10 protein-coding genes are annotated in these 13634 nt (G+C 44.2%); 5 read left to right on the top strand and 5 right to left on the bottom strand.

All coding sequences use genetic code 11. The features are described from left to right. The first annotated feature begins 2 nt into the window (after positions 1–2). A complete protein-coding gene (gene lon / locus ACHEVO_RS10970) occupies positions 3–2606 on the top strand; it encodes an endopeptidase La (protein WP_394124940.1) in 2604 nt (867 codons plus the stop codon). Between the two features lie 360 nt (positions 2607–2966). Beyond that, positions 2967–3524, top strand: a complete 558-nt coding sequence (locus ACHEVO_RS10965) for a superoxide dismutase family protein (RefSeq protein WP_394124939.1) — start codon at positions 2967–2969, stop codon at positions 3522–3524. A gap of 236 nt (positions 3525–3760) precedes the next feature. Here ACHEVO_RS10965 and topA read toward each other — a convergent pair whose 3' ends face one another. After that, the gene (gene topA, locus ACHEVO_RS10960) at positions 3761–6427 is read right to left on the bottom strand and encodes a type I DNA topoisomerase (RefSeq protein ID WP_394124938.1); all 2667 of its coding nucleotides are present in this window, start codon (positions 6425–6427) and stop codon (positions 3761–3763) included. A 283-nt stretch (positions 6428–6710) separates the two neighbouring features. Continuing rightward, positions 6711–7307 (bottom strand): hypothetical protein, encoded by a 597-nt coding sequence (locus ACHEVO_RS10955; RefSeq protein WP_394124937.1) that lies wholly within the window; start codon positions 7305–7307, stop codon positions 6711–6713. 357 nt (positions 7308–7664) lie between these two features. Here ACHEVO_RS10955 and ACHEVO_RS10950 point away from each other — a divergent pair, with 357 nt between their 5' ends. Next, complete coding sequence (locus tag ACHEVO_RS10950) at positions 7665–8204, top strand: DUF2799 domain-containing protein (RefSeq protein ID WP_394124936.1); 540 nt, start codon at positions 7665–7667, stop codon at positions 8202–8204. Positions 8205–8445: 241 nt separating this feature from the next. On the opposite strand, the gene ACHEVO_RS10945 is transcribed toward ACHEVO_RS10950, so the two are convergent. The 3 genes from ACHEVO_RS10945 to ACHEVO_RS10935 all read right to left on the bottom strand — a co-directional run bounded on the left by ACHEVO_RS10945 (position 8446) and on the right by ACHEVO_RS10935 (position 10752). After that, positions 8446–8847 (bottom strand): ExbD/TolR family protein, encoded by a 402-nt coding sequence (locus ACHEVO_RS10945; RefSeq protein ID WP_394124935.1) that lies wholly within the window; start codon positions 8845–8847, stop codon positions 8446–8448. 126 nt (positions 8848–8973) lie between these two features. Beyond that, complete coding sequence (locus ACHEVO_RS10940) at positions 8974–9663, bottom strand: MotA/TolQ/ExbB proton channel family protein (RefSeq protein WP_394124934.1); 690 nt, start codon at positions 9661–9663, stop codon at positions 8974–8976. Positions 9664–9771: 108 nt separating this feature from the next. Beyond that, entirely contained in the window at positions 9772–10752 is a 981-nt protein-coding gene (locus ACHEVO_RS10935; RefSeq protein WP_394124933.1) for an energy transducer TonB, read from the bottom strand. Between the two features lie 658 nt (positions 10753–11410). Here ACHEVO_RS10935 and ACHEVO_RS10930 point away from each other — a divergent pair. Next, positions 11411–12463: a siderophore ABC transporter substrate-binding protein gene (locus tag ACHEVO_RS10930; protein ID WP_394124932.1), complete on the top strand. Its 1053-nt coding sequence runs from the start codon at positions 11411–11413 to the stop codon at positions 12461–12463. 81 nt (positions 12464–12544) lie between these two features. Then, a complete protein-coding gene (locus ACHEVO_RS10925; RefSeq protein WP_394124931.1) occupies positions 12545–13630 on the top strand; it encodes an ABC transporter permease in 1086 nt (361 codons plus the stop codon). Positions 13631–13634 lie beyond the last annotated feature (4 nt).

Here is a 13634-nt window from a genome sequence, read left to right as displayed (position 1 = left end):
ATATGAGTGCACATAATATTGATAAAGACAACATCGACATCGATGTATCATCTGCCCTGAACACTGACACGACGTCTGATGCCAATACTGACACTGACGCTAACATCAGTGCTGACGCGAATAATGAGACAGAAAGCTCATCTACAGATGCGTTAAATGCCTCATCCAATGCTGTCAAAGACAATGAAGATGAAAGCTATCTGCCACTGCTAGCATTACGCGACGTCGTCGTCTATCCACATATGCAGATTGCATTGTTTGTGGGACGCGCGCCATCGGTAAAAGCGGTTGAGTTGGCACAGGCTGAGTATGGCAATAAAGTATTGGTAGTCGCGCAAAAAGACTCACTGACCGAAGATATTGATCAAGATAACTTGTATCAGTACGGTACAGTGTGTCGCATCGTCAGCACGATGCCACATGACAGCGACGAGAACTGCATTAAAGTATTGATCGAAGGTCAATACCGCGCTCGTGTCGATAACATAGAAGGTCATGACGATTTATTGATGGCGAGATTTGAACGTGCCGACCTCGATGTCAGCATGGATGAGAGCCAACAGAAAAACACAATTCAAGCGTTAACTACATTATTTGAAAGCTATGCAGATGCGCGACTTCGCAATGCACGTGAGCTGACTCGTGTGGCTAAGCGTATCGACGACTTGCTTGAGTTGGTTTATTTCATCTCAACTCGTGTGTCGATGGACCTTGATATCAAACAGTCTTTCTTAGAAGAAGACGATATCAAAACGCATATCAATACTTTGACTGAATATCTGGTCAAGCAAAGTGCTGAGCAAAATATCGAGCAGGATATCCAAGATGCGGTCCGTCAGCAAATGGAAGACAATCAGCGCGAATACTTCTTGAATGAGAAGATGAAAGCCATTAAAAATGAGCTGTCAGATATGAATGACGGCGCGTTCGATGGTGAAGACGATGTGGCTGAGCTAGAGCAGCGCTTAGAAGATGCTGACTTGCCAGAAGATGTGCGCAAAAAAGCTGAGCAAGAGTTCAAAAAGCTCAAAATGATGCCACCTGCATCAAGTGAATCATCAGTGGTACGCAACTATATTGAATGGATTTTGGACACGCCCTGGAATGCGACGACCAAAGTATCTATCAATCTAGACAAAGCCAAAACAGTATTAGACGAAGACCATTATGGTTTGCAAGATGTAAAAGACCGTATCTTAGAATATCTCGCCGTGCAATCACGCGTGAAAAAACTTCGTGGTCCGATTCTATGTCTCGTTGGTCCTCCAGGTGTCGGTAAAACTTCACTAGGCGAATCTATCGCCCGTGCCACGGGTCGTAAGTTTGTGCGTATGGCGCTTGGCGGCGTACGTGATGAAGCAGAGATTCGTGGTCATCGCCGTACTTATATCGGCGCGATGCCGGGTAAAATCGTTCAGTCTCTTGCAAAAGTAGAAGTCAAAAACCCGCTATTCTTATTAGATGAAATTGATAAGATGGCGCAAGACTTCCGCGGTGATCCAGCATCAGCGTTGCTTGAAGTATTGGACCCATCACAGAACGATACGTTTAACGACCATTATTTAGACATGGACTTAGATTTGTCGCAAGTGATGTTTATTTGTACTGCCAACAGCATGGATATTCCGCCTGCACTGCTTGACCGTATGGAAGTCATTCGTCTGCCGGGTTATACCGAAGAAGAAAAGGTCAATATCGCACAGAAATACCTAGTGCCAAAAGCGATTAAGCAAAACGGTCTTAAAGAAGGCGAGATTGAGATTGTTGAAGCGGCATTGCACAGCATCGTGCGTAGCTATACGCGTGAAGCAGGTGTGCGTAACCTTGAACGTGAAGTGAATAAAATCTGCCGTAAAGTGGTTCGTGGTTCGGTTGAAACTCATGGCGCACGTGCTCCGAAAAAAGCAGAACGTCAGCTAGTGACCGTCGATGACAAAAACATTGATGACTATCTAGGTGTACATCAGTATGACTACGGTCTGGCTGAAGAAGAGCCTGAGATTGGTCGTATTACTGGTCTTGCATGGACTCAGGTTGGCGGTGAGCTATTGACCATCGAAGCGGTCGGTATGAAAGGTAAAGGCGAGCTTAGCTTTACCGGTTCACTCGGCGATGTAATGAAAGAGTCGATTCGCGCTGCCATGAGCGTGGTTCGTGCTCGCGGTGATAGCTTAGGCATTGATTACGAGACGTTTAAAACAACAGACGTCCATGTGCATATGCCAGAAGGCGCCACGCCAAAAGACGGCCCATCTGCTGGTGGTGCACTGACGACAGCGCTAGTCTCTGCGTTGACAGGTATCGCTATCCGTCCAGATATTGCGATGACAGGTGAGATTACCTTACGCGGTAAGATATTACGCATCGGTGGTCTCAAAGAGAAATTGCTGGCGGCACATCGCGGCGGTATCAAGCACGTCTTGATCCCAGCGACTAATGAGCGTGATCTGGCTGATATCCCTGACAACGTAAAAGAAGGCCTAACCATTCAGCCAGTCGCCACGATTGAAGAAATCTTAAAGGTTGCTTTGGTGAGTATGCCAACACCAATCAAACCTGCAAAAGTTACGGTTGATAAAACCTCTGGCAAAGCACTGCATAATTAATTGAACCTTTATTAAACTCGTCCTATAGATTAAGAAGCCGCTCATCACAATGATGGGCGGCTTTTTTATGCCTGTTTATTATCTATTTACTTATAGTTCATAGCTTTCTTAATAGGTTTCTCACGCATTTAAAGCCATTTAATTTCAGAAATTATTTATTTTAGTCCGTTTTTCAAACCCATACGTTACTTACATTTATTAACTGATTGTTGCGCATTTGATGAATAACTATAGAGTTAGCTTGGCTATACTGACTCCGATGTTAACGAATATTGACGCCGATTTTTATAGAACAATAAGATAGATATTCGTGGCTTTAATGAAGATTAAAAATAACAACTCAAACAATTGGAGATAATAATGAATAAGATATTACTTGCAAGTACTCTATTATGCGGTTCAGCGTTAGCAATGACTGGTTGCCAAACGGTAGAAAGTCAAATGCAAACAGGCAATCCTTTAGCACAGCCAACGCTAAAATCAACCATACAAACAGTAGATGGCGAGAAGAAAGAAGTTGGTCAAGTTTTCTTACGTCCAGTCGATGGTGGCGTCCAAGTTTACGGTAAACTCACTAATCTACAGCCAGGTAGAACTGTTTCATTACATATCCACGAAACAGGTAGCTGTGACGTCATGGGTAAAGCAGCAGGCGGTCACTTCAATCCAGACAACAAGCCACACTCTAATCCAGATGATATGAATGGCCATGCTGGTGACTTGCCAAACTTAACTGCTAATGAAAATGGTGTTGCTACTATTAACTATGTGAACAAGAAAATCGCAGCGACTGAAGCAGGTAAATACAGCGTAAATCGTTTGGCCTTTATCGTACATGCTGGCGTTGACGACTATACCAGTCAGCCTTCAGGTAATGCAGGCGATCGTATTGGTTGCGGTATCATCGTAAAAAACTAATACTGTCCAAACCTATGAACTTAGGCTAAGTCTATAGACGTAAAAATAGCTTAAAAGAAATATTATAAGTACAAAAAAAACCCTCTTAAATTATAAGAGGGTTTTTTATTGGAAGTAACTATTAGGTTCGTTGAAGCCAATATAAAGCTAATACAAGAAAGACCAATGCAAATTGTACCTGTAGTACATTAGATGAGTCTGACGCTATAAAAGCACTATATTGGATTTAACAATAGTTACTCCTCTACCCATTCACCTTTACGCCAGTAAACACCCCAACGTGTGGCCTTGCCGTTTTTCTCAGAGCCAATATACTGCTCTTTTTTCTTACGTGACCAGCGCAAGATGGTTGGGTTGCCTTCAGGATCTTCGTCTGGTCCTGCAAACAGATACTGGAACTTGTCTTCCATTTTATCTTTGATTTCTCGTAGTTCAGCCAGCTTTGGCGGACGTGTCTCGCGCACTTTTGGAAACTTAGACGCTGCTAAGAACATCCCAGCCGCCCCTTCACGCAAAATGAAATAATCATCGTGCTTGGTCGACTTTAGCTCTGGCAGATGGATTGGATCCATACGTGGCGGCGCTGCTTCGCCTGTTTTTAGCACCTTGCGCGTATTGTCACATTTCTGACAAGCGAAGTAAGGACCAAAACGTCCCGTCTTCAGCTCCATCTGTCCATCACATTTATTACAATCAATGGTTGGTGCATCTGAACCAGGTACTTCAAATTTACCTTCTTCTAGAATATAACCATCGCAATCAGGGTTGTTACCGCAAATGTGTAGTTTGAGACCACCATCCACGATGTAACCATTCATCGCCGTGCCACATTTCGGGCAGCGTTTTTTCTCCATCAAATCTTTAACTTCTGCCGCTTCGTCATCACCTTCCGCATCATCTAGATTGGCGAATGCTTCGACTGGCATTAGATTTTTGGTACCTTTACAGCGCTCTTTTGGCGGTAGATTGTAGCCAGTACAGCCTAAGAATACACCTGTTGACCCTGTACGCAATTGCATCGGACGATCACAGATATCACAATGGACATCTGGCACATCAGTCGGATCGTTTGGACGCATGCCATCTTTTTCTTTGGCACGCTCTAGAGTGGTTTTGAACTCACCATAGAAGTTATCAAGCACATCTTTCCAATCTTGATCACCTTCTGCCACATGATCGAGCTTGTCCTCTAACGCAGCAGTAAAGGTATAATCCATTAAGTCTGGGAAGCTAGCTGTCAATCTATCCGTAACGATATCACCCATTTTTTCGGCAAATAAACGCTTGTTTTCAAGCTTCACATAACCACGATCTTGAATGGTTGAGATAATTGAGGCATACGTCGATGGACGACCGATGCCTTTTTTCTCAAGCTCTTTTACTAGGCTTGCTTCAGTATAGCGAGGCGCAGGCTTGGTAAAGTGTTGACTCGGATCGAGCTTGTCTAGGTTTAAATTATCGCCTTTTTTGACATCAGGGAGTAAGGTGTCATCAGTTTTGGCTGGTGGCATGACTCTTGTGTAGCCATCAAACACCATGGTACGACCACGGGCTTTTAGCTCGATATCATCTGCGCCTACAAACAGGTTCACTGATAGATATTTGGCAGGTAACATCTGACACGCCACAAACTGACGCCAGATTAGCTCGTATAGGCGTATCGCATCACGCTCAACACCTTTGAGCTGCGTTGACTTCATATTGACATTAGAAGGACGAATCGCTTCATGCGCTTCCTGTGCGCCTTGCTTGTTACCATAGAAATTTGGTTTTTCTGGTACATATTTTGCACCATAGCTGTCTTCGATATGACCACGGACAGCAGCAAGCGCGTCGCCTGATAAGAATGTCGAATCGGTACGCATATAAGTAATATGACCCGCTTCGTATAGACGCTGCGCTAAAATCATGGTTTTCTTAACAGAGAAACCTAAGCGCGTACTAGCAGCCTGTTGCAAGGTCGAAGTAATAAATGGCGCGCTTGGACGTGATTGCGTTGGTTTCTCTTCACGCTCTTTGACGATAAAGTCGCTTGCTTTAAGCACCTCTAAAACTTTATCGGTCTGCTCTTTATTACCAAGCTTTAGCGTTTTGCCACCTTGTTTGGTCGCTTCTAAGCGGATACTGATTTGCTCAGCGTCTGAGGTCTTTTTGGCTTTGCCATTGGCTATGTGCGTGTCCGCATGAATCTGCCAGTACTCTTCTGGAATGAACGCGCGAATCTCATGCTCACGCTCGACGACCAAGCGCATGGCGACTGACTGTACACGGCCTGCCGACAGTCCTCGGGCAATCTTTTGCCATAATAGTGGCGATACCATAAAGCCAACTACACGGTCCAAGAATCTGCGCGCTTGCTGCGCGTTCACGCGGTCAATGTCTAATTTCGAAGGCTGTTTAAACGCACTTTGGATAGCTGACTTGGTAATCTCGTTAAAGACCACACGTTGATACTTACTATCAGGGCCACCGATGACTTCTTTTAGATGCCAAGCAATCGCTTCCCCTTCTCTATCCATATCCGTTGCCAGATAGATTTTGTCAGCGTCTTTGGCTAATGCTTTAAGCTCTTTGATGACTTTGGTTTTGTTGGGTAGTACTTCGTAGACTGCTGCCCAGTCATGCTCTGGATCTACACCCATGCGGCGTACCAGTGCTTGCTGCGCTTTTTCTTCTTTGGTCAGACTGTCATCTTTTTTAGCGGTCGTTGCTTTCTTTGCGCTTTTGCTCGCACTGACCGGCAAATCACGGACGTGACCGATACTTGAGCGTACGATAAAGTCATCACCAAGGTATTTATTAATCGTTTTTGCCTTGGCTGGTGATTCTACAATCACCAAAGACTTACCCTTTGGGCTGTCAGCAGCTGGTGCTGGACTTTTTTTGGTTGTGGTTTTTGCCATGTTTGACGACACCATAATATAAGTAAATTAAAAGTAAGATTAAATTCAGCAGCACGGCAATTTATGGAAGCTAATACTCATGGTTCGACCATGGTTCAGCTATTTATAGTAATAATCGCTGCTGATAAAAAAGGTTATAAAACAAATAATAACCATAAAATAAAGATATAGTTATAAAGACGTTACACTGCTAAGCGTTAAACTGTCAACTTTAAATAATTTGAATATGACAAACCACTTGCATATTGCCCTTTAATGGAGACGAAAAAATGCTTTACTAGGTTTATGCTTGTTTTTGCATCTGTAGCGCCCACTTCTCAAGGTTTTCTCTGAGCACTAATAAGTCCGCTTCGATCCGTTTTTGATGGTACGTAGGATTAGATGCTGGACGTACATAAGCAATATCTTCCCAATAAATAATAATGCTATTGGCCTTGGTCAATAAACCTTTAACAAACGGCTCGATACTTACTGGCAAATCTAACGGCACTTGATCCAAGCTAAAATCAGTCTTTTTGACTACTGGATTATTGCTGATTTGACTAGAACGAATCGCACTGGGAATAGTAAGCGTCTTATCGTCTGTACTGGTATCGACAAAACTGCTGTCTGGTCGCCATTGTCCATCAATCACTTGATAACGGGTATGCGGCAGTTTAGTGTCTTCAAATATCAGGCAGTACTGTCCAAGCATACCGCGGCCATACTCATTGTCACGGCCTTTGATCCAATCAGGGCACGAAACGAGCTTTGGATTGAGCTGTAAACGACGCGCGGTCATACGCAGCTTATCCAAACGCTGATCGATACCGTTCGGTTTGAGCGCCATCATACTCCCTAATACGAATAGTACAATGATAACGCCAATCAATGTTCCCATGATGGTCTGGCCTTTTGACTAAATGAAAAAGATACTAAGAGATATAGCGGTAAATATCGCTAATGAACCGTTATTTATAAATAGTACATATAGTTTTGCGATTAGTACGATAACAAACAACGATATATAAGGGCTTATAATGAGCACGAACCATTAAAAATCAAGCGTTGTCGTCCAATCGTGGTGTAGCAAGTGCTTCTAAAGCTCATTATAGTTTCGCTAGTTATACTGTAAAATCAGCTATTTAGCGTATATAAACTTACTGAGTACAGTACACTATAAAAATCAGATACGAAAAGTGGTCAGTTCAAAAAAGTGCTATGATAAACCATAATTTTAAACGCGCGCAGGTTTATTATGAATTATCTTATTGAGTCAAACTCATCGGGCGCTTATCACGCTCGCAAGCTGACAAGTAAAGTCGCGAGCAAAACAGGCATGAGTCTATCGCTACTTGGCGCGGTCGTACTGACATTATCAGGCTGTGCCACGACTCAGAGCCTAACGACTCAGCAATGTAAAAGCAGTAACTGGCAAGAGGTCGGCTACGCTGATGGTTCGCAAGGACGTTCAGGAGCTTACTTCGGTCACTATACCAATAGCTGCGCCAGTATAGGCGGTGCTAGTCCTAACCGTATCCAATGGGAGCAAGGCCGTCAACAGGGTCTCAAAAACTACTGTACTGAGCTGAACGCTTATAAGCTCGGTCGCGAAGGCTATGACTGGCAACCTGTCTGTCCGTTAGAAGGTATTGAGAAGTTAGAAGAAGCCTACTCTCAAGGGCGCTACTACTATATCCGTCAGCGCGATCTCGACTACTTACGCTCACCTTACCCATTTGGCTACAGACATGCAGGTTTTGGTTACGGCTATCGTCCGTTTGGCTACGGCTGGTAAAAAAAGAAAACCTCACTAACGACTTAATTTGAGGTTTAAGTAGTTAATGAGGTTGGAGAAAATTTTATTATTTTAATTATTTTTATTATAGCGGTGCTGGTTGTCTTACTGGTCGGGCTATTGATTTATCTAGCCAGTTTTCTAATATAAAGTCAAAGCTACTAGCACTGACTCACAGTGCTTAAACTATTCAGTGCTTAAGTTATTCAGTGCCTAAGTTATTTAATGTTTAGCTACTAAGCTATTCATTCACAAAGGCGATTTTAGTCAGTCCAGCATTACTTGCCGCTGCCAAAACTTGAGCGACCGTATCGTACTTGCCTTCTTTATCTGCACGTAACTGTACCGCTGGGTTCTTACCAGTTGCGCCTTGTTGCTGCAAGCGTGTCTCCAATTCTTTCATGCTGATTGGATCACTATCCCAGAATATCCCCGCGTCTTTATCAATGCTGACTTGAATCGCTTCTGGCGGCGTTTCATTGAGCGCGGCACTGGTCTCTGGCAAATCTAAAGGCACCGTCGGATTCAACACGGTCGCTGTCAATAAAAATATAATCATCAATACCAGCATGATATCGATAAGCGGAATGAGGTTCATCTCATCCATGCTTCGTACGTCATCATCACCCAATTGAAATGCCATAGTTACTCTCGATGCTTTTGGTTATTTTCACACAGCCAAGCCGTTTTTTGACGGTTTGTCGACTTGTCGTTTTAGCCTTTATAGACTTAGCGCTTGCAGATTTAATGCTTGCAAAATCAACACTATCTATAGCTGCTTTGGCACAGAATTACTGTAGTTGCTGGTATGCTGAGTCTCGCTCGTCGTTGAACGACTGCTTGGTGCAGCGTGCACTTGAGAGGCGCTAGCAGCATGGCTCGTAGTTACCTTGGTAGTATCCACAAGACCCGTTGATTGCGCCAATAAATCATGCGCTCTGTCGTTGGCTTGATACATTATGCGGCGATTGATACGTACTGCAAGGTTGTAAAACACCACAGCTGGAATCGCTACTGCAATACCAAGACCTGTCATAATTAGAGCTTCACCGACTGGCCCTGCAACCTGCCCCAATCCTGCCTGACCACTCATACCGATATTGTGCAAGGCATGGAAAATACCCCATACAGTACCAAACAAGCCAATGAACGGTGCAATCGCTGCCGTCGTGCCAAGAATTGGCAGACCGCGCTCACTAGCAAAGCGATAGCGACCGATGTGCTTGAGCAAAGTCTGCTCAGTCACCAAACGACGAGTGGCAGCATCAGCACCAGCCAAGTCAGACTGTCTGGCTTGTAGTTGCTGACTCAAATCATCTGCTACATTGGTCGCCAGTTTGCGGCTTTGCAATACGCGGACGATACCTGTCACCCAAGAGAGAATAGATAACGCAAGCAACAAAAAGAACAACGTTTTTGTCACCATGTCGCTGATCTGCCAGTATTGCATAAAGTCCATGTCAGACTCCTTAATGTGTAATGCCATTACCTGATACTGAGGTAAATATCATGTTTAGTTTTATAATGAAAAATGATCAATAAATACGTTGTTATAAAGTATGAACTATCAAGGAACCGCGTAACTGATCGGTAGGGTCACATCACCTACCACGGGTACGCCATTCTTAGTAAAAGGTTTGAACTTGCCAGATCGCACTTGACGTCGGGCTTCTTTGTCTACTAGCGGATTACCTGATGATTGGGCAACGCGCACGTTATCGATGCCGCCTTGCTTGTTGACTCGTAATACCAAGACAACATTGAGCGTATCACCAGAACGGGCTCTACGTGCGGCGCGCTCAGGGAAACTAAAGTTTGGCGCAGATGCCCAGTTGGCTGAGCTAGCAGTAAAGCTCACAGGCTCATTACTCTGTGCTAAAGCAGCTGCTGCTGCTTCTGCCTCAGCTCTTGCTTGTGCAGCGGCGGCCTCTGCGGCAGCCTTCGCTTGAGCGGCAGCCTTCGCTTGAGCGGCAGCCTTCGCATCAGCGACTCTTTTGGCTTCTTGCTCTGCCCTAGCTTGCGCCTCTTGCTCAGCTTTTCTGGCTTGTCGCTCTGATTCAGCTTGGGCAGCTGCTTGACGTTGTGCTTCAGCTGCTGAGTTATCAACCTTTGGTTTCGGTAGCGGCTCTTTTGGGGCTACTTTTTGACTGGTATCAGGACGAGGCTTTTCTGACGCTATCACAGGCGTCACTTTCGGCTCTATATTTTTTACAACAGGCTCTTTTGGTTTTACTGGGGTCTCTGTTGGTTGTTTAATCGGCTCTTTAGGCGTTGGTTCAGGTTGCGGTGCTGGCTGAACTTGTACCTCAGGCTGTACTTCTTTTTTTGCTGTGACTGTTTGTTTTTCTACTTCAGTTGAGACCGTTTTTGCCGGTAATGACACAAACTTTATCTCAAGTGGTGACATCTCTTTTTTTGGCTCAGGTTTGAGTTCAGGCGTTTTTATTGCCACTAGTGCAATTGCGGCAAGCACATGGAGTCCTACGACTGCAACAATAGCTAGCAATAACGACTTAAGTGGTGGCGCGTCTAAATCCGTTGAACTCATAACAGCCTAATGTTTATTACTCAGAGTAGAATGGCGTAGATAATAATGCAAACGATAATTATTATCAATAATAATTTACAATATTTTCGCTATTTAATACATCTCTGACACGTGACATTGCTTAGTGGTTTTACCTATTGCATCGTTCATTTTTATGAACGTTACCTACTTTTATACCTTACTACTATGAACCTTATCTTTTCATCAAATGATACGTTGCGTTTAATATAACAAGTACTGTTAATAAAAACCATTATCATTTATATTGATAATGAGTCTCAACTACTTTATGATAACCGCTGTGTTGTCTACCCATACTATTTTTATAAAAACTATTCGTATAAAAAATTAGTGAGTGGTACTAGGGCGTGTCCTCATTTTAAAAATGATGATAAAAATGAGATAAATTGCCGTCAAACGAGGAAAATAGTGCAGATAATATCGAGATATTGACCAACTATTTGACGATGTTTGGCAAAATTTAGCTGTTTTTAGCCCATTTAGAGGATACTCGTTTGAATTGAGGACACGCCCTAAGTAGACTATTCATTTTATGCTTTTTATCTCAAGCATCTTTCAGATTTAATATTTTTAGCGTCATTCATTTGCAATTATTTTAGACAATTGCTTAAACATTTTTTGATAGACCGAGTTCATTATGCCGACACCCTTATTATCTAGCAGACCTACCGCCTCTTTTTTCAAACGTCCATTACTGACTGCTGTCATGACAGCGTTGTTAGCTACGGTAGTGGTAGGATGTAGCTCGCCTGAATCTAATGACTCTGAGCCAGCAGACGCCAAAACTGAAAACCCAACGGCTGATGAATCACAGAACGTTGCCAGTAATGACGCTGTATCTGCTGAAAAAATCATGGTCAATACCGTAAAAGGTGATGTTGAGCTGGCTATGAACCCATCGCCACTTGTCGTTTATGACATGACGTTGATGCAAGACTTGGCGGCGCTAGATGTGGCGGTCGATGGTATGCCTGGTGGTCTATTACTAAAGAATCTACATTCAGAAACACAGCCTGATCCAAAATCGGTAGGTACTGTATTTGAGCCAGATCTTGAAGCGTTGAATGCAATGCAGCCGCAAGCTATTTTGGTCGGTTCACGCATGGCAGAAAAATACGACGAGCTATCAAGTATCGCGCCGACATTGGACATGAGTATTGATACAGCCAATATCTATGAGTCAAGCAAGCAGCGCCTGCATGATCTAGGTGCGCTGTTCGGTAAAAGCGATCAAGCAGCTAAGCTACAACAGAACATAGATGGACTCATCACTGAGACCAAAAGTCTAACGAAAGAAAATAAAGGCACTGGCCTAGTCGTCATGGTCAATGGCAACAAAATGTCAGCCTATGGTGACAAGTCTCGCTATGGTTTTATCCATACTGTGTTAGATGTACCAATGGCAGATGACAAAATTGCTGATGCGCCTCATGGTCAGCCCATATCGTTTGAATATATCCAAAAAGCCAATCCAGATTGGTTATTTGTCATCGACCGCAGTGCCGCAATTGGTGAAGACGGTATTGGTGCCAAGGCCGTATTAGACAATCCATTGGTTGCCCAGAGCAATGCATGGAGCAAGCAGCAAGTGGTTTATCTTAGCCCAGATTCTTACTTAGCATTTGGCGGTTACTACCAGTGGATGCAGGATCTGACGACGATTAAAGATGCTTTTACTAACGCTAAATAATGCCGTTCTCTATACAAACGGTTATTGCACAAGTAGGTATTATTACCGTTAACCCTGCTCATTTTTAAGCCAGTAGAGATTATGTCGTTATTTTCACACCGTACTCATGCTAGGCTCAAATCCAGTACTGCCCCATCAGCGTCAAGTTGGCAGAGCGGTACTGGCAATGCATTGCATCGACGTACTGTCATACCACCGTGGTTCATCAATACAGCAAGCCTCATTCTTATGGGGCTTTTGGTGTTATTGAGCTTATCTATTGGTGTGGCCGACTTTTCGTGGTCAGGTATCTTGCAGAGCCTGCTGACTCAGAGTGCCAACTCCGATAGCTCATTGCTATTGGTGAGCCGCATACCGCGCACCATCGCCATTATTTTGACTGGTATCGCAATGGCTGTGGCTGGGATGATTATCCAAGTAGTGCTCAAAAACCGCTTTGTAGAGCCGTCTATGGTCGGTGCAACTCAGAGCGCTGCACTTGGTTTGCTGGTGGTCAGTCTGCTGTTCCCTGCCAGTGCGCTCATTGTCAAAATGGGCGTGGCAACCATCGCTGCCGTTTTTGGCATGATGCTATTTATGCTGCTCATTCATCGTATACAGCCCACTGATTTTTTGATGATTCCACTGATTGGCATTGTCTTCGGCGGCATTATCGAAGCAGTCACTACCTTTATCGCCTATCAAACCGAATCACTACAGATGCTCAGTGTTTGGCAGTTTGGAGATTTCTCGGGCGTATTGGCAGGGCGCTATGAGCTGTTATGGCTGACGGGTGCGCTGTGCATATTGGCCTATATCATTGCCGACAAGCTGACCATCGTCGGATTAGGTGACAATATTGCATTGAACTTGGGTATCAGTAAGCGTCAGGTCACTTGGATTGGCGTAGGTATGGTCGCCATGATGAGCGCTGTCGTGGTCGTGACTGTGGGCATGATTCCTTTTATTGGGCTGGTCGTGCCAAACATTGTGAGCCGTCTAATGGGAGATAAATTGCGTCGCAGCTTGCCAGCAGTTGCCCTACTTGGTGCTTCAGCCGTACTGCTATGCGATATTATCGGGCGCTCTATTCGCTATCCATTTGAAGTACCGGTCGCCACTATTTTTGGTGTGGTTGGTACGGTGCTGTTTTTATGGCTGTTATTACGTGCACCAGCTGAGCAATAGCACT

Origin of the sequence: Psychrobacter nivimaris (genome assembly GCF_043419765.1) — a bacterium.
Taxonomy (GTDB): domain Bacteria; phylum Pseudomonadota; class Gammaproteobacteria; order Pseudomonadales; family Moraxellaceae; genus Psychrobacter.
Note: the sequence above shows the minus strand (reverse complement) of the source record. Positions and strands in the feature narration are given on the sequence as shown.

Bases quoted from the DNA above. Each gene is read 5' to 3' on its own strand.
- lon (WP_394124940.1), top strand. From the start codon at position 3: ATGAGTGCACATAATATTGATAAAGACAACATCGACATCGATGTATCA.
- ACHEVO_RS10965 (WP_394124939.1), top strand. From the start codon at position 2,967: ATGAATAAGATATTACTTGCAAGTACTCTATTATGCGGTTCAGCGTTA.
- topA (WP_394124938.1), bottom strand. From the start codon at position 6,427: ATGGCAAAAACCACAACCAAAAAAAGTCCAGCACCAGCTGCTGACAGC.
- ACHEVO_RS10955 (WP_394124937.1), bottom strand. From the start codon at position 7,307: ATGGGAACATTGATTGGCGTTATCATTGTACTATTCGTATTAGGGAGT.
- ACHEVO_RS10950 (WP_394124936.1), top strand. From the start codon at position 7,665: ATGAATTATCTTATTGAGTCAAACTCATCGGGCGCTTATCACGCTCGC.
- ACHEVO_RS10945 (WP_394124935.1), bottom strand. From the start codon at position 8,847: ATGGCATTTCAATTGGGTGATGATGACGTACGAAGCATGGATGAGATG.
- ACHEVO_RS10940 (WP_394124934.1), bottom strand. From the start codon at position 9,663: ATGGACTTTATGCAATACTGGCAGATCAGCGACATGGTGACAAAAACG.
- ACHEVO_RS10935 (WP_394124933.1), bottom strand. From the start codon at position 10,752: ATGAGTTCAACGGATTTAGACGCGCCACCACTTAAGTCGTTATTGCTA.
- ACHEVO_RS10930 (WP_394124932.1), top strand. From the start codon at position 11,411: ATGCCGACACCCTTATTATCTAGCAGACCTACCGCCTCTTTTTTCAAA.
- ACHEVO_RS10925 (WP_394124931.1), top strand. From the start codon at position 12,545: ATGTCGTTATTTTCACACCGTACTCATGCTAGGCTCAAATCCAGTACT.